Annotated in this window: 18 protein-coding genes, 1 tRNA gene, 1 other RNA gene and 1 pseudogene; 10 read left to right on the top strand and 11 right to left on the bottom strand. The window is 69.5% G+C overall.

What is annotated here, in order from left to right:
- Window positions 1–143: 143 nt before the first annotated feature.
- The 5 genes from AB0D12_RS20465 to ffs form a co-directional block, all read right to left on the bottom strand.
- Window positions 144–1,604, bottom strand: coding sequence for a N,N-dimethylformamidase beta subunit family domain-containing protein (locus AB0D12_RS20465; RefSeq protein ID WP_362684481.1), 1,461 nt, complete (start codon window positions 1,602–1,604; stop codon window positions 144–146).
- Between the two features lie 257 nt (window positions 1,605–1,861).
- Window positions 1,862–3,502: a hypothetical protein gene (locus tag AB0D12_RS20460; protein ID WP_362684479.1), complete on the bottom strand. Its 1,641-nt coding sequence runs from the start codon at window positions 3,500–3,502 to the stop codon at window positions 1,862–1,864.
- A gap of 212 nt (window positions 3,503–3,714) precedes the next feature.
- Window positions 3,715–4,965, bottom strand: coding sequence for a phosphoribosylamine--glycine ligase (gene purD / locus AB0D12_RS20455; protein ID WP_362684477.1), 1,251 nt, complete (start codon window positions 4,963–4,965; stop codon window positions 3,715–3,717).
- A 60-nt stretch (window positions 4,966–5,025) separates the two neighbouring features.
- Window positions 5,026–7,224 (bottom strand): DNA polymerase III subunit gamma and tau, encoded by a 2,199-nt coding sequence (locus AB0D12_RS20450; protein WP_362684474.1) that lies wholly within the window; start codon window positions 7,222–7,224, stop codon window positions 5,026–5,028.
- 116 nt (window positions 7,225–7,340) lie between these two features.
- Window positions 7,341–7,439, bottom strand: an RNA gene (gene ffs / locus AB0D12_RS20445) — signal recognition particle sRNA small type.
- 72 nt (window positions 7,440–7,511) lie between these two features.
- Here ffs and AB0D12_RS20440 point away from each other — a divergent pair.
- Window positions 7,512–7,599, top strand: a tRNA-Ser gene (locus AB0D12_RS20440).
- 68 nt (window positions 7,600–7,667) lie between these two features.
- Here AB0D12_RS20440 and AB0D12_RS20435 read toward each other — a convergent pair.
- Window positions 7,668–7,829 carry a hypothetical protein gene (locus AB0D12_RS20435; protein WP_362684471.1) on the bottom strand — a complete coding sequence of 54 codons (162 nt, stop codon included), beginning with the start codon at window positions 7,827–7,829 and terminating at the stop codon, window positions 7,668–7,670.
- A 531-nt stretch (window positions 7,830–8,360) separates the two neighbouring features.
- On the opposite strand from AB0D12_RS20435, the gene AB0D12_RS20430 reads away from it, so the two are divergent.
- Entirely contained in the window at window positions 8,361–9,095 is a 735-nt protein-coding gene (locus AB0D12_RS20430) for a dienelactone hydrolase family protein (RefSeq protein ID WP_362684468.1), read from the top strand.
- A 324-nt stretch (window positions 9,096–9,419) separates the two neighbouring features.
- On the opposite strand, the gene AB0D12_RS20425 is transcribed toward AB0D12_RS20430, so the two are convergent.
- A complete protein-coding gene (locus tag AB0D12_RS20425; RefSeq protein ID WP_362684465.1) occupies window positions 9,420–11,180 on the bottom strand; it encodes a protein kinase in 1,761 nt (586 codons plus the stop codon).
- Window positions 11,181–11,415: 235 nt separating this feature from the next.
- Here AB0D12_RS20425 and AB0D12_RS20420 point away from each other — a divergent pair, with 235 nt between their 5' ends.
- The gene (locus AB0D12_RS20420; protein ID WP_362684690.1) at window positions 11,416–11,907 is read left to right on the top strand and encodes a RidA family protein; all 492 of its coding nucleotides are present in this window, start codon (window positions 11,416–11,418) and stop codon (window positions 11,905–11,907) included.
- 105 nt (window positions 11,908–12,012) lie between these two features.
- On the opposite strand, the pseudogene AB0D12_RS20415 reads toward AB0D12_RS20420, so the two are convergent.
- A pseudogene (locus AB0D12_RS20415) lies at window positions 12,013–12,412 on the bottom strand (MFS transporter); the annotation flags it as partial.
- A 158-nt stretch (window positions 12,413–12,570) separates the two neighbouring features.
- A complete protein-coding gene (locus AB0D12_RS20410) occupies window positions 12,571–12,789 on the bottom strand; it encodes a hypothetical protein (RefSeq protein WP_362684462.1) in 219 nt (72 codons plus the stop codon).
- Between the two features lie 734 nt (window positions 12,790–13,523).
- Between AB0D12_RS20410 and AB0D12_RS20405 the strand changes: the two genes are divergently transcribed.
- From AB0D12_RS20405 to AB0D12_RS20390, 4 genes are all read left to right on the top strand, one after another.
- Window positions 13,524–13,796, top strand: coding sequence for a hypothetical protein (locus AB0D12_RS20405; RefSeq protein WP_362684459.1), 273 nt, complete (start codon window positions 13,524–13,526; stop codon window positions 13,794–13,796).
- A gap of 18 nt (window positions 13,797–13,814) precedes the next feature.
- Window positions 13,815–14,102: a hypothetical protein gene (locus tag AB0D12_RS20400; protein WP_362684456.1), complete on the top strand. Its 288-nt coding sequence runs from the start codon at window positions 13,815–13,817 to the stop codon at window positions 14,100–14,102.
- A 341-nt stretch (window positions 14,103–14,443) separates the two neighbouring features.
- Window positions 14,444–14,800 (top strand): PRC-barrel domain-containing protein, encoded by a 357-nt coding sequence (locus tag AB0D12_RS20395; protein ID WP_362684453.1) that lies wholly within the window; start codon window positions 14,444–14,446, stop codon window positions 14,798–14,800.
- A 533-nt stretch (window positions 14,801–15,333) separates the two neighbouring features.
- Window positions 15,334–15,735, top strand: coding sequence for a DUF5994 family protein (locus AB0D12_RS20390; RefSeq protein ID WP_362684450.1), 402 nt, complete (start codon window positions 15,334–15,336; stop codon window positions 15,733–15,735).
- A gap of 15 nt (window positions 15,736–15,750) precedes the next feature.
- On the opposite strand, the gene AB0D12_RS20385 is transcribed toward AB0D12_RS20390, so the two are convergent.
- Window positions 15,751–16,095 (bottom strand): zinc-binding dehydrogenase, encoded by a 345-nt coding sequence (locus tag AB0D12_RS20385; protein ID WP_362684447.1) that lies wholly within the window; start codon window positions 16,093–16,095, stop codon window positions 15,751–15,753.
- Between the two features lie 745 nt (window positions 16,096–16,840).
- Here AB0D12_RS20385 and AB0D12_RS20380 point away from each other — a divergent pair.
- Window positions 16,841–17,428, top strand: a complete 588-nt coding sequence (locus AB0D12_RS20380) for an HhH-GPD-type base excision DNA repair protein (protein ID WP_362684687.1) — start codon at window positions 16,841–16,843, stop codon at window positions 17,426–17,428.
- A 163-nt stretch (window positions 17,429–17,591) separates the two neighbouring features.
- Window positions 17,592–19,124, top strand: a complete 1,533-nt coding sequence (locus AB0D12_RS20375) for a M28 family metallopeptidase (RefSeq protein WP_362684684.1) — start codon at window positions 17,592–17,594, stop codon at window positions 19,122–19,124.
- A gap of 200 nt (window positions 19,125–19,324) precedes the next feature.
- Here AB0D12_RS20375 and AB0D12_RS20370 read toward each other — a convergent pair whose 3' ends face one another.
- Window positions 19,325–20,932 carry a helicase HerA-like domain-containing protein gene (locus AB0D12_RS20370; protein ID WP_362684681.1) on the bottom strand — a complete coding sequence of 536 codons (1,608 nt, stop codon included), beginning with the start codon at window positions 20,930–20,932 and terminating at the stop codon, window positions 19,325–19,327.
- 209 nt (window positions 20,933–21,141) lie between these two features.
- On the opposite strand from AB0D12_RS20370, the gene AB0D12_RS20365 reads away from it, so the two are divergent.
- Window positions 21,142–21,438 carry a type II toxin-antitoxin system VapB family antitoxin gene (locus AB0D12_RS20365; RefSeq protein WP_003955420.1) on the top strand — a complete coding sequence of 99 codons (297 nt, stop codon included), beginning with the start codon at window positions 21,142–21,144 and terminating at the stop codon, window positions 21,436–21,438.
- The last annotated feature ends 126 nt before the right edge of the window (window positions 21,439–21,564 follow it).

Here is a 21,564-nt window from a genome sequence, read left to right as displayed (position 1 = left end):
CCCCGTGGTGGAACAAGAGGGGCGCCCCGAAGGGGCACAAGTAGGGCGGTGGTGGGAGACGGGTGGGCCAACGCGTCCGATTGTCCCGTACGCGGGAAGTGCGGGCCCGGCCAGGGGCCCCCTCGGCGCCTCCAGGGCGTGCCCTAGTCGCGTTTGCAGATGCGGTCGAGCAGATTGGCGGTCGCCCGCTGGACGCGGGTGTCGACATGGCCGGGCCGGTCCAGCGCCGGGGACCAGGCGAAGGTGCCGGACGCGAAGACCAGGGCGCCGGAAGGGGCCCGGTAGAGCGACGTCTCCTGGTGGCGGGTGGCGTCCTCGCTGTCCCGGTACGGCGAGTGGGCGAGCAGGATCCGGCCCTGGTGCTCGGGGAGCGCGGTGCGCGGGAAGTAGCGGTCGGCCTCGCCCGCGACCAGTCCGGCGAGCTCGTCGCCCTCGCCGGCGCCGGTCGCCTCCCAGAGCCAGTGGTCCGCGTTCCGTACGACCAAGGGATGCGGCTCGGGGACCCGTCCCGCGTACTGGATGCCCAGCAGCTGCTGCTCGGCCCGGTCGATCTCGCGCCAGAGTGCGGGCTTGCCGGGGCAGCGGCGCTTGCGGCAGGTGAGGAGACGGTCGGGTACGCCGGAAGGCGCGGGCCCGAGCTCGACCTGCCAGTACATGGTGTTGGCGGAGAGGAAGACGAGCGAGGTGCCTTGGTCGCGGGCGAGCTCGACGGTGCGGCGCATGGGCGCCGACCAGTACTCGTCGTGGCCGGGGAAGACCAGTCCGCGGTAGCGGGAGGGGTCGACCCGGCCGGCGTGGAGGTCGCGGGTGTCGGCGTAGGCAAGGTCGTAGCCGTAGCGCTCGGCCCAGCGGATGAAGTCGTAGGCGTGACCTACATGGAGGGGGAGGCCGGCGCCTGCGTACGGACGGTCGAAGGAGACCGTGATGGCGGCGTCCTCCTCGCCGAGGAGCCGGCCCGTCTCGTCCCAGGCGTGGTAGAGGCTGGCGCCGGTACGGCCGTCCTCCGGATAGAGGTTGTACGCCTGCCAGGTGATGTCCGGGAGGAGCAGAAGGAGGTCGGCGGGGCGGTCGTCGCGCACCGTGAAGGGAATGTGGGAGCGGTAGCCGTCGCCGGTGGTGAGGACGGCGACGTAGGCACCGATCGACCAGTAGGAGGGGATCTGCAACCGCCAGGAGAGCCACCAGTGGTGGCAGGAGACCGTGCGGTCGGCGGCAAGCGGGGGCGGCTGGACGATCCCGGAGAGGCGCGGGCTGGTGGTGATCTTGGCGGCGCCGTCGCCCGCGTAGTGCCCGATGCGGTAGATGTCGACGGAGAACTGCTGGGGCGGGTCCACAGTGATGTGGAAGTCGATCGACTCACCGGGGGCGGCCGCGCCGGTGGACGCGAAGCCCTTGATCTGGCGGCGTACGTCGTCGGCGGAGCGGGGCCCGCCGGAGCGGCCTCTGGCAAGGGTGGGGTCGGCGTACCAGGGGACGACCTGGCCGGTGTCGTCGAAGTAGTGCTCGCTGCCGCGCAGCCACGGGAGCGGGCCCTGCCCGAAGGGATCCGTGACCGCGTGGGCCAGTGCGCCCGATTCCCATCGCCGGATCTGCTCCGCCCCCATGCCGCGCCCTCCCTCGATGCCCCGGGACACTGTGCTGCGCCGATTGTTCAGTGCCGGTCTCCAGCACATCACATAACGCACGCACTCCGTCACCGTTCGTCGCGAATTGGCGTGAACGGAACGTGCCGTTCCGTCGTGCGGGAGCGTGATCGACCGGTTTCGGAAGCGTGGCTCGACCGTTTCGGGAGCGTGACTCGACCGGTTTGGGAGCGTGACTCGACCGGCTCTCGGGGGCCGGTGAGTGGGCAGATGCGCGCCTACACCAGGCGGACCGGCTTCTCAGGGCGGATGCCCAGTGTGGTCAGCCAGCCGCGCAGTGGGGCCGCGTCGCCGTCCTCGATCAGGCTCAGGACGCGGCTGCCCAGGTCTGCGCGGCGTTCACCGTTGATCAGAAGGGCCGGGCCGTCGAGCCAGTCGAGGCCGGGGACGGCGCCCGCGGTGTCGACCGCGGCGCAGCAGACCATCGCCGTGACATGGTCGGCGAGCAGCTCGCGGCCGGTACGCGGCGGCTGCAGCGGGAACAGGGGCAGCGGGTCCGCACCCCAGCCGTTGACGGCGTCTGCCGGGCTCTGCGGGAGGGGCGCCGCCTCCTCCTCGCGGGCGACCTCCGCACTGATCCCCGCCGCCAGGGTGTCGCCGATGGCGGTGCCCCGCGCCGACAGGTGGTTCATCACCCGCGCGAGCGTCGGGCCGTCGGGGCCGGTCGACGGAGGCACGCCCAGGCCGTCAAGCACCCGGTGAAGCCGGGCCGCCTCCGTACGCCACTTGCGGTCGACGACCTCTTCCGGATACTGCTGCCAGTCCACCGGGGACCAGTCGGGACCTTCCTCGGCCGGGCCACCGTGGAAGAGGCGGGCCGCCAGCAGCGAAGCCGCCTCGTCGACCGCGCCCGGCTCCTCGAGCAGGTCGCAGGCGGGGCGCTCGCCCAGCCGGGATGCGAAGCCCTCGGCGAGGCGGTCGCGGCGGGAGAGCTCGGTGAGGGCCGAGACGACGCCCGCGTCCAGACGGGAGGGCCAGCGGCCCATACGCCAGGCGGGCAGCGCGACCCGGGTCAGCAGCCGGTCCCACCCCGCGTAGGCGAGGCCGACCTGTTCCTGGGCGACGATCCGCAGACCGTAGTCCACAGCCTGTGCACGCTCGGAGGCATCGGCCGCGACCCCGCGCTCCATCTCACCGACATGCAGCTGGCAGCTGCGCAGCAGCAGCCGGGCGATCCGGCCGACAAAGCCGAGCGCGAGCCTGGGTATCGCCCCCCGGCCGGGGTTCGCGGCAACCGCGACCGCCGCGTCCAGTCCCCGTACGAAACGGCGCGCCGCGGCTATGTCCGGGTGCGCGGAGGGCGCGGTCCCGGCCACGACCGGCGCCAGCACCGCCCGCAGCTCCGCGACCCGCATCCACCACAGGAACGGCGAGCCGATCACCAGCACGGGCGCCTCGGTCGTCCGGCGTCTGCGCCCGCCCTGAATCCCCCGGATCGCATGGGCCGGGTGCGTACGGTCCTCGAGCCAGCTGTCGCAGTCGGGTGTGAGCGCGAGCGCGGACGGCGCCGGCACCTCGAGGCGCTCTGCCACGTCCCGCACCAGCCGGTACAGATCAGGGGCGGCCCGCTCCGAGAGCTCCACGGTCGGGCTGAGTGCCGGACTGGCCCGAACGATCACGGTCGCGACCGCCGCGGCGACCAGCAGCACGATCACCGCGCAGAACGTCACACCCCAGCGCGCCGCGTTCCAACTACCGCCGTCCATATGGTCCGTGGTGCCGCCTGCCAGCAGCACGACGGCGACGGCCGCGGGCAGCAGCGCCACGGCCAGCGCCCGGCTACGTATACGCAGCACGGCGAGAGCCCGGGACCGCGCGGCCTGCGCGCCCATGGACTCACCGATACCGGAACCCGACACGGCCGGACTCACCCCCTCTGCCCTGCGACGGTGCTGCTCACTCCCCCACTGTGGCACCCACCACTGACATCGCAATGCCGGTGGGCCAAGTGCCGGAATGCCTGCGCCGCACCCTAGTTGGGGGCTTCGGCGGGCGTCATCCGGATGGGCCACCCGTCACTCGATGGAATGGCTTTGGGCAAAGGTGATGACGGGCTCCGGGCCCTAGAGGTTCACTCCCCGGCGGCTTTGCGTGCGATGTCCGTACGGTGCTGCGAACCGTCCAGGCGGATCCGGGCCACCGCCTTGTACGCGCGTTCGCGGGCCTGCGCCAGGTCCTTGCCGGTCGCGGTTACCGAAAGTACGCGGCCACCGGCGCTCACGACCGCGTCGCCTTCGTGCCTGGTCCCGGCGTGCAGGACGTACGCATGGGGGGCGTCCTCGGCCGCGACCTCGTCCAGGCCCTCGATCGGGTCGCCGGTGCGCGGGGTGTCCGGGTAGTTGTGGGAGGCGACGACCACGGTCACGGCCGCGTCCTCGCGCCACCGCAGCGGCGGCTCGAGGTCGAGGGTGCCCTGCGCCGCGTTGAGGAGAACGCTCGCGAGCGGCGTCGCGAGGCGGGCCAGGACCACCTGGGTCTCCGGGTCGCCGAAACGGGCGTTGAACTCGATGACCCGTACGCCGCGCGAGGTGATCGCGAGGCCCGCGTACAGCAGCCCGGAGAAGGGCGTGCCACGGCGGCGCAGCTCGTCGACGGTCGGCTGGAGGACGGTGGCCATGACCTCGTCGACCAGCTTGGGGTCGGCCCACGGGAGCGGGGAGTACGCACCCATGCCGCCGGTGTTGGGGCCTTCGTCGCCGTCGAGGGCGCGCTTGAAGTCCTGGGCGGGCGTCAGCGGGACGACAGTCTGGCCGTCGGTGATGGCGAAGAGGGAGACCTCGGGGCCGTCGAGGAACTCCTCGATGACGACGCGGTCGCAGGCCAGCGCGTGCTCGCGGGCGGCGGCGAGGTCGTCGGTGACGACGACGCCCTTGCCGGCGGCCAGGCCGTCGTCCTTGACGACGTACGGAGCGCCGAAGGCGTCCAGGGCCTGGTCGATCTCCTCGGGAGTCGTACAGAGATAGCTGCGGGCCGTGGGCACTCCGGCCGCCGCCATCACGTCCTTGGCGAAGGCCTTGGAGCCCTCCAGCTCGGCGGCCTCCCGGGAGGGGCCGAAGCACGGGATACCCGCGGACCGTACGGCGTCGGCGACCCCGGCGACGAGCGGCGCCTCGGGGCCGACGACGACGAGCTCGGCCGCCAGCTCGGTGGCGAGCCGCGCCACGGCCGCGCCGTCCAGCGCGTCGACCGGGTGCAGCTCGGCGACCTCGCCGATGCCGGCGTTTCCGGGCGCGCAGTGCAGAGCGGTGACGTCGGGGTCGAGGGAGAGAGAGCGGCACAGGGCGTGTTCGCGGGCGCCGCCGCCGATGACGAGGACCTTCACGGCAGCCAGCCTAACCGCCGGGGGCGGCTGGTCCTGTACGGGCCTCCGAGGACCCGCCCCCTACTCGTTCGTATATTCCTCCACGACCGTGGCACCGAGCTCGCGCACGATCAGGTCGTGGCCGGAGAGCGCGGAGTCGACGAGGTCGGGATCGTCCTCTTCCGGTACGTCGTCCTCGGGAGCGACCGGGGGCGGGGTGTGCACCTGGGCCGCGCGCCGGGGCTCCGGCGCGGAGGTCTGCGGGCCTGATCCTGAGTAGGGAGCCGACGGGGCGGGTCGGGGCGCGGGGGCTGCGGGGGGCTGCGAGGCCGGGGCCGCCGGGGCACGACCGCCGCCGAATCCACCACCGAAGCCGCCGCCGGACGGGGGCTGGGCACCGCCGCCGGGACCGCCTGCGCCACCTGGACCGCCCGCACCGCCCGAGGGATCGATGATCGCCTCGACCTTCCACTGCATATTGAACTGCTCGGAGAGCGCCTGCTTCAGCACCTCCTCGCTGCCACTGCTCGCGAAGTTGTCCCGAGCGCCGGCGTTGATGAAGCCGAGCTGGAGGGTGGTGCCGTCGAAGCCTGCGACCTGGGCGTTCTGACTGAGCAGGATCCAGGTGAAGCGGCGGCGGTTCTTCACGGCCTCCAGGATGTCCGGCCACATGTTCCGCACCTGTACGGCGCCCTGCACCATGCCGGCGCTCGGCGCGGCGGGGGCGGACGCGGCCGACGCGGGAGCGGGGGCCGCGGGCGCGGGAGCCGCGGGCTGGCCGCCCTGTCCCGGGGCCGATGCCGTGGGCCAGCCACCGGGACGCCGCCCCGGCTCCGCCGCGGCCGCGGCGGGCCAGGCCCCCGGGCGCGACCCGGCCGGCTGTGGCTGCTCCGCCGGGGGAGCCACCGCCTCGGGAGCGGGCACAGGCGCGGGAGCAGGTGCGGGTGCGGGAGTGGGCGCGGCAGGAACAGGAGCGGGCGTGGGCGCACCTCCGCCCCGAGCCGCCGCCCGGGCCGCGGCGGGCCCGCCCCCCTGCGGGACCGGCGGTACGGGAGCGTGCGCCTGCGCCTCCGGCCCCGGCACGTACCCCATCGCGGGCCCGGAGCCCCCGGTCGAGAACGTCGCACCCCGCTCCAGCCGGTCCAGCCGCGCCTGCATCGACCGCTCGTCGTCGAAGGCTGCGGGCAGCAGCACCCGCGCACAGACCAGCTCGAGCTGCAGCCGCGGCGAGGTGGCGCCGCGCATCTCCGTGAGCCCGGTGTTGACCAGATCGGCGGCACGGCTCAGCTCGGCCGCACCGAAGACGGACGCCTGCGCCTGCATACGCTCGACCACGTCGGCCGGTGCGTCGATCAGGCCCTTGTCCGCCGCGTCCGGCACGGCGGCCAGGATCACCAGGTCCCGCAGCCGCTCCAGCAGATCGGCGACAAAGCGCCGCGGGTCGTTGCCGCCCTCGATGACCCGGTCCACGACCTCGAAGGCCGCGGCCCCGTCGCCCGCCGCGAAGGCATCCACGATCGAGTCGAGCAACGACCCGTCCGTGTACCCGAGGAGGGAGGTGGCCATGGCATACGTCACACCTTCCTCGGTCGCGCCCGCCAGCAGCTGGTCCATCACGGACATCGAGTCACGCACGGACCCGCCGCCGGCCCGCACGACGAGCGGCAGCACGCCGTCCGCCACCGGGATGTTCTCCTTGCCGCACACCTCGCCGAGGTACTCGCGCAGCGTCCCCGGAGGCACCAGCCGGAACGGATAGTGGTGCGTACGCGACCGGATCGTCCCGATGACCTTCTCGGGCTCGGTGGTCGCGAAGATGAACTTGAGGTGCTCCGGCGGCTCCTCGACCACCTTCAGCAGAGCGTTGAAGCCCTGCGGGCTGACCATGTGCGCCTCATCGATGATGTAGATCTTGTACCGGCTGCTCGCCGGCCCGAAGAAGGCCTTCTCCCGAAGATCACGCGCATCGTCGACACCACCGTGCGACGCGGCGTCGATCTCGATGACATCGATCGACCCCGGCCCGTTCCTGGCGAGGTCCTGGCAGGACTGGCACGCGCCGCACGGCGTCGGCGTGGGCCCCTGCTCGCAGTTCAGACAGCGGGCGAGGATGCGCGCACTGGTCGTCTTTCCGCATCCGCGCGGCCCGCTGAACAGGTACGCGTGATTGACCCGGTTGTTCCGCAGGGCCTGCTGCAGCGGGTCAGTGACATGCTCCTGCCCGATGACCTCGGCGAACGACTCGGGGCGATAGCGGCGGTACAGCGCAAGGGACGACACGCCTACGAGGTTATCGGGGCCCACTGACAAGCGGCGCCGCCCGACGGCGCTGGGCGACCGGCCCGCATCCGCATCCGCGTCGCTGGCCGGGAGGCGGGACCGTCGGACGGGCAGCAAACGCAAGCGCCCCCCACGCACCCGCCAGAGCCAACCTACCCTTGCTGCCTTCCGGCCCTGGGGGAGTTCAGTCAGATAGCGCCACGTGAGGGGCTCCGCACAGGGTACCTGATCGCAGGGGGTGGGAACGAGTTCGCTAGCACTCCTCAACGTCTTGTATTGTTTGCCGCGGAGGATTCGCCTAGTGGCCTAGGGCGCACGCTTGGAAAGCGTGTTGGGGGCAACCCCTCACGAGTTCGAATCTCGTATCCTCCGCCATTGCTCTCACCGGGCAATACGTCGAAGGGCCCCACCGTCCGCGGTGGGGCCCTTCGGCGTCCGCAGTCTCAACGCGTTTCCTGGGAGCCCGCCGGGCCATCCTCGTCGTTCGCCTTGGCCACCTCCCAGATGAGGCCCCCGACCCGCTGCGCTACGTCGGCCAGGATGCCGCCCGTCACCTGCTGATAGCGGGCCGCCATCGCCGTGGACGACCACCCCATGATCTGCATCACTACTCGCACCGGACGGCGCCAGCGTGCGGCTCTACTCCATTGCAAGGTCGCATTCGGCGTCGACTACAAGATCTGCCGTCGCTGCGAGCTCGGATGGGTCGAGGAACCGCACACCGAGCCGCAGTACCAAGGCTGTGGCCGTTTTCGATCCCTGGCGAGCGTTTGCCCAGCTCAGAGTTCGAACAGGGCCTTCGAAGTGTGGTGAGGACCGCGCAGACACAAGATCGGTATCGCTGTCGCGGGCAGCGCGCGGGTTCAGGATCCGAGGTGCTGACCGAGATCATTCTCGCGAACAGCACTGTGGACTTGGGGGGGCTGGCATCGATCCTGTCCGGTGGGCTACGTTGTGCGGCGATGACTACCGGGACGGCATTGCGCCACACACGGATTGGTGACCCGGCGCTCCTCTGAGCGCCGTACGGGCCGGTGCTGGCCCGCTGTGGGATCGAGGATCTGGCGCTGCTGCGCGGGCTCCGCCTCCTGTCGTGTTGATCACAGCTCGACACGTCAACCACGACAGGAGAACTCATGCCCACCAAGACGCTGCACATTCCCACCGCGGACGGCCAGGCCGACGCTTTCGCTGCCTTCCCCGACGGCGGTGAGCGGCACCCAGGGGTGCTGATGTACGCGGACGGCTTCGGCATCCGGCCCGTGCTGCGGGAGATGGCCCGCGAACTGGCCGGGCACGGGTACTACGTGCTCGTCCCCAACCTCTTCTACCGGCACGGCCCGGCACCGGTAGTCGAACTTCCCGAGCACATCGGAGAAGAGGTCCGGCCCGCGGTCTTCGCCCAGCTGATGCCCTTGATCGAGGCGCACACCGCCGAACGTGTCCTGAGCGACGCCGACGCCTACCTCAGGTTCCTCACCACCCAGCCCGAGGTCGGCGCCGGACCGGTCGCGGTGACCGGCTACTGCATAGGCGGCCTCCTGGCGATGCGCACCGCCGCGGCCCACCCCGGCCAGGTGGCCGCCGTCGCCGGATTCCACGGCCCCGTGGGCGCCGACGGGCCCGACAGCCTCGCCAAGCTAACCGCCCAGGTCCACCTCGGCCACGCCGAAGGCGACATGACGCCCGAGGCCCTCGACGAGCTCAACCAGGCCCTGGACGCCGCGGGGGTCGACTACACCTCCGAGATCTACCCCGGCACCATCCACGGCTTCACCATGTCCGACACCGACGCCTTCAACCCCGCCGCGCTGCAGCGCCACTGGGACCGCCTGCTGCCCCTCCTCGACCGCACCCTGGCCAACAGCTGAGGCTCCGGCTCGGAAACCAAACCCGCAAAACTCGCCCTTGCCGGCGAACGCCTTGAACAACTCCCCGATACGTTCCTAGGGAGCCCCCTGATGTCGCTCAGTCTCAACCGCAGTCTCATCCGTGGAAGTTCGCGCTCGTTCACGGCCATGCTTGCGGAAGGCGACACGCAGGATCTGAACGGGTCTGAACCACCAGGAACGGGGACCAGCGGAGTTGGAAAGCGTGTTGGGGGCAACCCCTCACGAGTTCGAATATGTCCCCCGGGGCGCCTCCACTCGGCGGAGGGACATGGCGGTGATCACTGCTTCCAGCGACTCGCGGTACTAGCAGCGGACCAGCGTGCCGCTCTCCCGGGTGAGGTGGTTGCTGGACATCCAGCCTTCGGTGTCCGCGCCCTCGATACGGGCGTAGATCCACTTGTTGCCAAGGGCATTTGTGACGTAGCAGTGGTACCAAATCTTCACGCCGGACTTAACCAGGGTCACGTAGGCACATTCCCGGTACGGCCCGGTGAAGAGGTGGTAGTCGTCGACCAGGTAGCCGTAGCCGTTGCTGCGGTTCTGGTGGCTCCAGCCGCTGCAACCCGTCGACACCGGGGTGGGCTCCTTCACCGTGGAACTGGGCTTGGTCTCCGGAGAGGCGGGCGACTCCGCGGCCGGCTCGTGACCGTCGTTGCCGGGCGTCGTCGTGGGACCTGTCTTTCTGTCCTCGTCCTCGTGAATGTCTGTCTCCTCCGAGGGAGACGGCTTCGAGGACGCGCCAGGAGAACCGGCGGACGACGGGGTGCTGCCCCCAGTCGGCCGGTGGCTGCCCGCCGGGGAGCTGACCTGCGCGCCGCCCGTGGTCGTGCCGCCCTGTTGGGCAGTCAGGGCGTAGGTGATTCCGCCGCCTGCGGCGAGGAGCAGGATGGCGGCTGCTGATGCGGTGAGGGTGCGGCTGCGGCGCTGTACGCGACGGGCTGCCGTCCGGCTCGTTTCGGGAGCGGGGACTCCGGCGGGGCCCGCGACCGGCGCGGCGGGCTGCGGAAGCGTCGGCGGCAGGTTGGGCTGCGGGTAGCCGGCATACGGAGGCTGAGGCTGCGAGGTGGGCTGGGGGAACAGCGGGGGGCCGAACCCGGGGGGCGGTTCGACGGTGGCCGCAGCCCCGGGATCCACCGTGGGAGTGGGCGTCGGGGCGGCGGACGCGAGGTGCACCGTCCCGCCCGAGGCGACGCGCTCCAGCATGCCGCGCGCCTGTTCCGCGGTGGGCCGGTCCTCCGGTTCCTTCGCCATCAGCGCCTGGAGCACCGGCGTGAGCGGTCCCGCCCGGCGGGGCTCCGGCAGGGGCTCGGTGACGATGGCCGACAACGTGGACCACGCGGAATTGCGACGGAACGGCGGAGTGCCCTCCACTGCCGCGTACAGCGTCATGCCGAGCGACCAGATGTCCGACGCGGGACCGGGCTCCCTGCCCTGCGCGCGCTCCGGCGGCAAATAGTCGAGGGAGCCTACGAGCTGACCGCTGCGGGTCAGCTTGGCCATGGCGTCGTCGCCGGAGGCTTCCATGCTGGCGATGCCGAAATCGGTGAGCACGACCCTCCCGCCGTCCTCCAGCAGCACGTTCGCGGGCTTGACGTCCCGATGCAGTACGCCGGCCCGGTGCGCGGCGTCGAGCGCGTCCATCAGCTTGGCGCCGATCGCCGCAGCCTCGTGCGGCTCCAGAGTGCCGCGCTCCATCAGCAGGTCGTCGAGCGAGGGCCCGTCGACGAGTTCCATGACGATGACGGGCAGGCCCTGATCCTCGGTCACGTCGTGCACGGTGACCACGCCGCCGTGCCGGATACGCGCGGCGGCCTGCGCCTCACGCTGCATCCGGGTCCGCAGGTCGGCCAGTTCGGCTGCGGAGGCGTCGGTGAAGGCTCGCAGGACCTTGACGGCGACCTCTCGGTTCAGCAGTTCGTCCACCGCCCGGGCGACCACTCCCATGCCGCCGCGTCCGACCATGGAGGTCACCCGGTAACGCCCCCCGAGTACCTTGCCTATCAGCTCTCCGCCATGCGCTTCCCCCGCCGTCACCGCACGCTCCGTTCCATCGCTGTTCGTCATCCGTCAATCGGCGGCCTCAAGCGTAGAGGCAGGAGCGGGAGGGAAGTTCGGCGGCCGGACGCAGCGATGCCGCGTGCGTCTTGGCATCAGCCTCTCGTCGCGACATCGGCGAAGGCCACGCAGGTAGGACTACGTGCGGACCGCCACGGAGCAGGAGGGGCTTGCTGGGCTTTGCCGCCACCCGGCGCTGCTCTCTTCACAGGATGAGTAGCCGCCAGTACGGCAGTCGTAGAGCATGACCTTGCCGGCTGAGATGGTGAGCGGCGGGTGTCAGGCCGCGTATCGGCAGGCGTCTGTGACGGAGCATGCCGCCATGATCGAAGGCATCCACACCGAGAACGCCCCATTCGTACGCTTCTCCGATGGCACCGAGCCTCCGTTGTCCCAGGCCATCAGGACCGGTGATCTGATCTTCACCTCCGGGCAGGGGCCACTCGACCCCGTTACGCGCGAGATACCGACCGACTTCGATGCCCAGGTTCGGCAGGTTCTGCTCAACCTCGTCGCGGTCTTCGTCGCAGCCGGCAGCAGCAAGGACCTGGTCGTCAAGTGCACTTGCTATCTCAGTGACCGTAGGCACTTCGCCGCCTTCAACCGCGTGTACGGGGAGTTCTTCGCGGACTGCTCTCCGCTGCCCGCCCGGACCACGGTCGTCACGCAGCTCGTGCGCGATGGCGTGCTCGTCGAGATCGACGGCGTTGCTGCAGTCACCCCGGCGGGACGGTAAACGGCCGTGCAGGCCAGGCGCCTTCACGGTTGCGCTGTGGACTGTCTGCGGTAGTGGGCGGTGCGGGCGCGGGCTTGTAGAGCTACGGATCAGAAGGTCACCACGCAGCAGGCCGGAGACGAGGGCGAAGCCGATGAACGTCCCGAAGTCGAGCCAGCTGCCGAGGAAGCCACGACGCGTGTCCGGGGCGTACTCGGCGATGTAGGTGGTGGCCCCGGCGTACTCACCGCCGGTGGAGAAACCCTGCACAAGACGGCAGACGACGAGCAGCAGCGGGGCGGCGAAGCCGAGGGCGTTGTAGCCGGGCAGCAGTCCCACCGCAAAGGTGCCGATCGCCATCATGATCATGGTCGCTGAGAGCACCCGCCGGCGTCCGATGCGGTCGCCCAGCGGGCCGAAGACCAGCCCGCCGAGGGGGCGCACGACGAACGCCGCGGCAAAGGTGGCGAAGCTCGAGACCCACCTGCGCACCGGGGGAACCGGAGGGGAAGAAGACCTTGCCCAGTTTCGACTGCAGATGCGCGGCCGACGAGCCTCGTCCAGAACATGCATGAACCCCGGAACTGGAGGGTTCCGGGGTCCTGGCCAACCTACTGGTATTCAGATGCACCGGTGGGTCGAGTAATACTCCTGGCCATAAGACATTGTCGCAAAATATCGCCGTCAGATTCCGGTGGTCCGCACCGAGACGAGACCGGAGAGCTGCGAAACGGGCAGGGCGGGCGCGAGGGACTGGGCAGTCCCGACTACGTCGCCGATGCCAACGGAGGCACCGTTACCTGCGACATCGGCACCGGCGCTTGCGACACCACCGGAAATGTTGTCCAGCTCGCTGTCGGAAATCTCGACGGTCTCAACCTGAGGGGTGAAGTCCTTGCGCACGACTTTCCCTTCCTTTCAATGCTCTGAGGTTCCTGAACGGGCGTCGGCCGGGTTTACGGCAAGACAAATCCGGCCGGTTCAACGGGCGTCTGACACCCAACCGGGCACCAATAATTACGACTCCCGTACTCGCAGGATGCAATCACGCCGAGGGACCGCCGGGCAACTTACCTCCCGGTTCTTTTCGGTGCACACACTTCGTCACCACAACATGCCTTGAAGTGCCGTTTTGTCTGCCGTTGGTGACGAACCCCATCGCACGGAATCTACGGTGAACACTCACGTAAAAGCCCTGCACACGACCCCGGCAGGGCATATCTGCATTTACGGTTCGACGCACACCAAGCGAGACGAGATGGCATGAGATGTCTCCATCTTCCACTTATCGATGTATAGGTGAAACGAAAACGGCATTTAGCGACGAGGCTCCCTGGGACACAGGCCGCCTCCCTCGCGATGGACTGCGCAGAGGAAATGACTCCGTCACGCGGAAAACGCAAGACAAGAAACCGAACTATCACCGAAATTTTGATTCGGAACCGGCGGTTCTGGACCACTCGGACTGTGAAATCAGGAGCCGGCGCCGGGACATCGAGCGGATACGAGCCAGGGCCCCTGTTCGCGCCGGAGTAGTGTGAAGACACCGGGGGCCATTTGGAGCGCGCCCGTGCATGCCGTTCTACGCCTTCGCCTCACACCACTGGGCACAGCATTCGCCGGACAGCGAGGCCATCATGAGATCTGCGGAACCAGTGCCCGGGGCAGGGCTCGCCGAGGTTCGCATCGTCGCCACGTCCCCCGAAGCCGCCCGCCGGGTCGCAGAGGTTCTCCGGCACTTCTTCACCTCCACCGAACAGCGCAGCTACCCCGCCGGCCGCGACGGCGGGACCCGGCTCCACATCACCGTGGACACCACGCACACCCCCGCGCCCGCCGATTCGGCCCCGCCATGGCTGGTGACCAGCAGGTCAGCGGCGAGTGACCGCCCGCACAAGGACGAGGTCTGAGGAGACCAGGTGGCAGTCATGGCATCTCTGACCGAGCGGAAGGCGTACCGCGAGAAGATCATGCAGGCTCTGTATGAAGCCACTGAAGGCAACCGCCTCCTGGGTGTCACCGGGGCGCAACTGCTTCACGATCTCGGGATCCGCGAAGAGGATCTGGCTGCCGCCTGCACCTATCTGGTGGGCGAGGAGCTGATCGCGGTCGACTGGGCGACAGGCAACACACCCGCCATGGTCACGCTGACACACGAAGGAATTCGGCTCATGGAGGCCATGGAAGAAGAGCAGGGCCGAGCCGGCGGGCAGTAAAATCGACTGTGGGTTGGTGCACTCTCACGTGCAACCGCCCGGAAGGGCGACCCCGGCGTGTATACGCCGGGGTCGTTGCCCAAGTCGTCGGTGCGACAGCGCAGCAGATGCCAGGGCTCGCCTGCGGGGCGGGCGCGGATCCGACTGGGCGAGTGAGCGTGGCGTCAGGGGCCCGCGGGGGCAGGCTGGAAAAGTGGAGGGCCACCGATCCAGCTGCTCGGCCGCGACATTCCGTGGGACGGCTCGCACCGATTGGTGATCCAGCTCAGACGGCTCGCACCGACTGGTGATCCGCTCAGACGGCTCGCACCGACCGGTGTCCCGCTCAGGAGGGAGAGGGCATGATCCAGGCAGCCGACATCCGCGAGTGGCGCGACCACGATGTCGTCGACGAGAAGCAGCGCAAGATCGGCGTGCTCGAAGCGGTCTATGTGGACACCACCACCGACGAACCGGCCGTGGCCACCGTCCGGACCGGGCTGCTCAGTCGCCAGCGCCTGGTCTTCGTCCCCCTCGACAAGGCCGTCCTCGGACCGGGATACCTCAAGGTTTCCTACGCCAAAGGACTGGTGAGGAAGGCCCCTTCGATCGGCACGGACGACGTACTGCCCGCCGGGCAGGAGGAAGCGATCTTCCAGCACTACGGCATGACCTACCAGCCGGGCGCCAACGGCGAACGGCAACTCGCGCGCCGCTGACCCCACGCTCAGTACAGCTCAGCACTGAAGACTCAGCGCTGAAGAAGGATTCGGGTGATGGTGCTGGTCCGGGGTGCTCGGCGGCGTTCCATCCGCCGACTGCGGCAGCAAATTCGAAACATATCGGCGGACTCCGGCCGGGAGTACCGTGGGGATACCGAGAACTCTTCGCGCACCAGCTTCCATTGCTCGTGTCGTTTTCGGCGATTCACGACACCGGGCCGGTTTCGACCGGGCCGGGGCAGGGTCCGCGTCATGACCGCGACCATGTTGCATACGCCCGCGGTCGGAGACCGGACCTCTTCGCTGCCCCTCCGACTCATCCTCGCGCCGGCCACCAGCCCACCCGGCCTCGGGTTCAGCTGCGCAAGAAGTCGTTGCTCAGGTACCACTCGGCCCACGGCGGTTCCACCCACGTCCCGCGGACACGCGGCTTCGAGTGCCACTGGCGGCGTCTCATGACCTGCGATTCCAGCGTCCCGAATCCTCTCCTGCTTCTCGAGGACACAAGCGATCAGCCGATAGTTCCCGGCGTGGCTGTGCTGAGGATGGAGACGACCTCCAGCCGTGTGGGGTTGTTCGACGGCGCGTGGTGGCCGAGCTCCCGTGACATCGAAACCCAACTGCCCGGCCTGATCACCGCACTGACCGCCCGACTCGGCCCCATCGCAAGCGTCGGCCTGGACGCGAGCGCCTGGAACCACGCTCCCGGCCACCTGGCCATCGGCGGCCGCACGGTCCATATCGACTGGTCGGCCGTCGACGACAGCACAATGATCATCACTCGCGGGCCTCAGGACCACTTCTCCTTTCTGGTGATCCCGCCACAGGCTCCCGCATCGGCCGCACGCGCCGCGATGGCCATGGCCGTACTGGACAGCAACTGCAGATCGGCGGAGCAGATCCTCACCGTCACCGGCATCACTCCCGCGTAGTCCTGGTCACTTCACCTACGAGACCGTGAGCACGATCTTTCCCCGGGTACTGCGCTGTTGAAGGCGCTCATGGGCCTCGCTCGCCCGCTCCAGCGGGAAGGCCGCCTCGACCGGAACGTGGTAGGTGCCGGCGGCGACCCGGTCGGCGATCTCACGCAGGTCCTCGCGGGGGTCGTAGCCGTGCTCCTGCAGGTTGGTGAGCTGGAAACCGTGGATGGAGGCGTTCTTCGGATAGAAGTCGCGGGTATCGATGGCGCTCGACTCCAGCGCGACGTTCGCAAGGGCGACGACACGGCCTGCGTAGCCGATCTCGCGCAGGCTCTGCCCGAACACCCGCCCTCCGACGATGTCCAGCACCACGTCCGCGCCGCGGCCCTCGCGACGGTGGCCTCCGGCACCGCGACGCCTGGTCGGCGGCGGCGTCGAGCGCGGTGCGGATCGCGTGTTGGGCGGCCCGTACATCTCCCGCGGCGAGCAGCACAAGCGCGAGTCCCGGCTGCGCGGTGTGTCCGAGTCTGCTGGCCTCGCGGTAGGCCTGGTCCGCCTTGCCGTACTCGCCGAGCAGCCGGTGGAGCTCACCGAGCTGGTAGTAGGCGGCGTCGGCGGACCGAGCGGACGGCGCGGAGCCCAGCCAGCGGCACGTGTGGTTGGCCTCGTCCATGGCGTCGGCCCAGTCGCCGTGCAACCGCATGATCTCGAGACGGTGGGCCAGGCACACACCGCGGTACGGCACCACCTGCTGCTGCGACGCACACCACCGGGACAGCTCGGCCGTCCACTCGCGGGCTCGGCGCAGATCGAAGATCTCGTGGCAGGCCGCGATCACCGCGCAGTACGCGAGTCCGGAGACAACCGGGGACACCTCGCCGGCCGTCACCGCGACCATGGCCTCGTCGAGGAGCTGGACACCTTCTCGTGCCTCACCGAGCCCGATCAGGCTTTCGCCGACGGTGACCATGGCGAAGCTCAGCAGGCCCGTCGGCCCCCGACAGAATCGCGTACACATCCCCCCACGCGTGCCGCGACATCGCTTCGTGCACCCCGGAGCGACCCGATCGCCCGCGTGAGACTGGCGGCGCGTCAGCGGCCGGGTGATCATCGGGACATGAGCCCCACGATTCATCTCGCCCAACAGCCCGAGGCCGACGAACTGCTCAGCCGCAGTCCGCTCGCCGTGCTCATCGGCATGCTGCTCGACCAGCAGGTCCCCATGGAGTGGGCGTTCTCCGGCCCGTACACCATCGCGCAGCGCCTGGGCACCGACGATCTCGATGCTGCCCAGATCGCCGCGTACGACCCCGACGCCTTCGCCGAGCTGCTGAAGCAGAAGCCCGCCGTGCACCGCTATCCGGGAAGCATGGCCAAACGGGTGCAGCAGCTGTGCCAGTACCTGGTCGACGAGTACGACGGCGACGTGAGCGCCGTCTGGCGCGATGTGGAGACCGGGGAGGAGCTGCTGGCGCGGCTGAAGGCGCTGCCCGGCTTCGGCGAACAGAAGGCGAAGATCTTCCTGGCTCTGCTGGGCAAGCAGTTCGGGGTGCGGCCCAAGGGCTGGCGCGAGGCTGCCGGAGCGTACGGCGAGCAGGGCTCGTACCGCTCGGCGGCCGACATCACCGGACCCGAGTCGCTCGCCAAGGTACGTGCGTACAAGCAGGAGATGAAACGCGCCACGAAGGCGGACAAGAAGGCCTGATGCACGGCGTGTTGAAGTGGATGGGGCGCCTCCTGGTATCAATGCGATGAAATACGCCGTGAGTTGGGGCACATCGGTTCACAGAGCTCGCAAAGATCGCTAACTTCCCCTCAACCTCGTACACACGGGAAGGATCTCTGTGAAGGCAACCCATCGCAGAGCCGTGGCCACCATGGCCGCAGCCGCACTCGCGACCCCGCTCCTGCTGGCATCCGCATCCCCCTCCGCAGCCCGCCAGAACCCCGGCGAGCAGGCGGCCAAGGACGCGTCGAAGCTCGCAAGGAAACTGGTCGAGAAGTCGTCCGCCAAGGACGCGTTCCAGCACCTGAAGAAGTTCCAGCAGATAGCCGACACGACCGACGGCAACCGCGCCGCAGGGACGCTCGGGCACGACGCCTCCGCCGCGTACGTCTACCAGCAGCTGAAGAAGTACGGCTATGACGTCTCGTACCAGCAGTTCGACTTCATCTACACCGAGACGCAGGCCGAGAAGCTCTCCGTGGTCTCGCCCGCGCCGCGCGCCGTCGAGATCAAGGCGATGACGTACACCAAGTCCACTCCGGTGGGTGGCGTCAAAGCCGATCTGGCCGCCGTGCCGGTGGACGCGACCACCGGCTGCGAGCCGGCCGACTACGCCTCCGGGACCTTCACCGGAAAGATCGCGCTGATCAAGCGCGGCGGCTGCACCTTCGGCGAGAAGCAGGCTGCCGCGGCGGGTGCCGGCGCGGTCGGCGCGGTCATCTACAACAACGCCGACGGCGCGCTGTCGGGCACCCTCGGCGACCCGGCCACCGGCAAGATCCCGACCGGCGGAATCACCCGGGCCGAGGGCGAGCAGCTCGCCGCCGACGTCGCCAAGGGCCCGGTGAACATCTCCTTCGAGATCCGCCAGCTCCAGCAGAAGCGCTCCACCAACAACGTCATCGCGGAGACCCGCGGCGGCAACGCCGCGAACACCGTGATGCTCGGCGCGCACCTCGACTCGGTCACCGCGGGCCCCGGCATCAACGACAACGGCTCCGGCTCGGCCGGACTCCTCGAAGTCGCCCAGGAACTCGCCAAGTCCAAGGCGAGGCCGACCAACAAGGTCCGCTTCGCCTGGTGGTCGGCGGAGGAGAACGGCCTGCTCGGCTCGGAGGCGTACGTCGCCCAGCTGAGCTCGCTGGGCAAGAAGGAGATCAAGCTCTACCTGAACTTCGACATGATCGCCTCGCCGAACTACGGGCTCTTCGTCTACGACGGCGACGACTCCGACGGCGTGGGCGCGGGCCCCGGCCCGGCCGGCTCGGCGCAACTCGAGCGTGACATCAACGAGTTCCTCGACAAGCGGGGCAGGCCGCACGAGGGCACGGACTTCACGGGCCGCTCGGACTACGGCCCGTTCATCGAGGCCGGCATCCCGTCCGGCGGTACGTTCACGGGCGCCGAGGGCATCAAGACGGCGGCCCAGGCGAAGAAGTACGGCGGCACGGCCGGGGTGGCGTACGACTCCTGCTACCACGCCAAGTGCGACAACATCAGCAACATCGACATGAAGGCGTTCGCCGTCAACATCGGCGTCATCGCCAACGCGGTGGGCACATACGCCCACGACCTGAGCTCGCTGCGCAAGCCGGTCGTCACGGTCCCGACGGGCGGCGAAGCGGGCAGCGGTGGCGGCCTGCACGACGGACACGACCACGATGTGACCGAGTAGGCCGCACCTGGGGCTCCGCCCACCGCGCGCCTCAATCGCCGGCGAGGCTCTTGTCGGGGCTCCGCCCCAGGCCCCGCTCCTCAAACGCCGGAGGGGCTGACATGTCCCTCCGGCGCTAAGCCCAGCCCGTCCGGCGATTGAGGACACGGCCGAAGGCCTTATGGGGCCTGGGGGACTCGCCCCCACTGGGGAACCCGCGCCTAGCGTCGCCTGCGCGCCGTGCCGAAGATCGAGCGGGAGATCTCCCGGCCCAGCTGCGTGCCGACCGAGCGCGCCAGCGACTTGAAGATGCCGCTGCCCATGACCTGCCCCACCACAGACTCGTCCTGCGCCCGCGCCCTCGGGGCCTTCGCCGTCCTCGCCGCCTCCTTGGCCTCCTTGGCCTCCTTGGCCTCCTTGGCCTCCTTGGCCTCCTTGGCCTCCTTGGCATGCTCGGCCTCCACCGCCGCCCGCCCCGCCGCCGCCTCCAGCTGTTCGGCCGTCAACTTCTCGTACGCCGACTCCCGGTCGACCGCCTCCGCACAGCGCGAGTACAGCTGCGAGGACTTCACCACCTCGTCCAGGGCCGCCGCGTCGAGCGGGCCCATCAGCGACTGCGGGGCGCGCAGACGGGTCACCGCGACCGGCGTCGGGGCGCCCTTGTCGCTGAGCACGGTGATCACCGCCTCGCCCGTGCCGAGCCCCGTCAGCACCTCCTCCAGGTCGTACGGCGATTTCGGGAACGTCTTCACCGTCGCCTTCAGCGCCTTGGCGTCGTCCGGAGTGAAGGCGCGCAGCGCGTGCTGCACCCGGTTGCCGAGCTGCGCCAGCACATCCCCCGGAACATCCTTCGGCGTCTGCGTGACAAGGAAGACGCCGACTCCTTTCGAGCGAATCAGCCGCACCGTCTGCGTAATCGACTCCAGGAACGCCTTCGACGCCCCGTTGAAGAGCAGATGCGCCTCGTCGAAGAAGAACACCAGCTTCGGCTTCTCGACATCCCCGACCTCGGGAAGGTCGTGGAAGAGGTCCGCGAGCAGCCACATCAGAAACGTCGAGAACAGCTGCGGCTTGTCCTGTACGGCGGGCAGTTCCAGTACGGAGACGAGCCCGCGCCCGTCCGGAGCCGTACGCAGCAGCTCACTCGTGTCGAACTCCGGCTCGCCGAAGAAGCCGCCCGCGCCCTGCTGCTCGAAGGCGGTGAGCGCACGCAGGATCACCCCGGCGGTGACCGTGGAGAGTCCGCCGATGTTCTTGAGCTCCGCCTTCCCGGTGTCCGACACCAGAAAGACGACCACGGCCCGCAGATCCTTGAGATCCACCAGCTCCAGACCCTTGGAGTCGGCGAAGTGGAAGATCAGCCCGAGCAACTGCTCCTGCGTCCGGTTGAGCTGGAGCACCTTGGAGAGCAGTACGGGTCCGAAGCTGGTGACCGTCGCGCGCAGCGGAACGCCGGGGCCGATGCCGCCGAGGCCGTAGAACTCGCAGGGGAATCCCTTGGCCTCCCACGCCTGCCCGACCTGCCCGGCCCGCTCCTGGACCTTCGCGCCCGACTCGCCCGGGGCGGAGATTCCGGAGACATCACCCTTGATGTCGGCGAGGAAGACGGGCACGCCGTTCGCGGAGAGCTGCTCGGCGATCAGCTGGAGTGTCTTGGTCTTTCCGGTGCCGGTGGCGCCGGCGACCAGACCGTGCCGGTTGAGCATGGACAGCGGGATACGGATCTGGGCCTCGGGTCGGCACTGGCCGTCCCAGAGCAGTGCGCCGAGGTCCAGTGCGGCGCCGCTGAGGGCGTATCCGGCGGCGATCTCCTGCGCGGGCGGCGGCAGCGCGGACCCGGCGGCCGACGCGCCCGACGGGGTGGACGCAGCCCCATCAGCCACGGACACACCCGTGGGCGTTTCCGTTTCCGGCGCGTTCAGCGGCTGTTGGCCGGCGCTCATGGCGACCCCCTATTCCCGATATGAGGCACTTTGACCAGCATTACACTGGCGCTGCCTGGCTGCGCCGACCGCCGCTTGCCCGGTAGGCTTTCCGTGTGATCTTCAAGCGCATCGGTAACGGGCGGCCGTATCCCGACCACGGCCGGGAAAGCACCCGGCAGTGGGCGGATGTCGCGCCGCGCCCGGTCCGCCTCGATCAGCTCGTGACCACCAAGGGCCAGCTGGACCTGGAAACGCTGCTCGCCGAGGACTCCACGTTCTACGGCGACCTCTTCGCGCATGTCGTGAAGTGGCAGGGCGACCTCTATCTGGAGGACGGCCTGCACCGCGCCGTGCGCGCCGCGCTGCAGCAGCGCCAGGTACTGCACGCCCGCGTGCTCGAGCTGGGCTGAGGCCGGGGCCGGTCGGCGACCAGTCCGACTGAGCCTTTCGGACCCTTTCGGGACCGTACGGACGCAATCGATTGATCATCTAGTAGGCATCGGCACCAGCCCGCACTACGCTGCGCCCATGAGCAT

This window comes from Streptomyces sp. NPDC048479 (genome assembly GCF_040651435.1).
In the GTDB taxonomy this organism is placed as follows: Bacteria; Actinomycetota; Actinomycetes; order Streptomycetales; family Streptomycetaceae; genus Streptomyces.
This window is presented reverse-complemented; position numbering and strand designations above follow the sequence as displayed.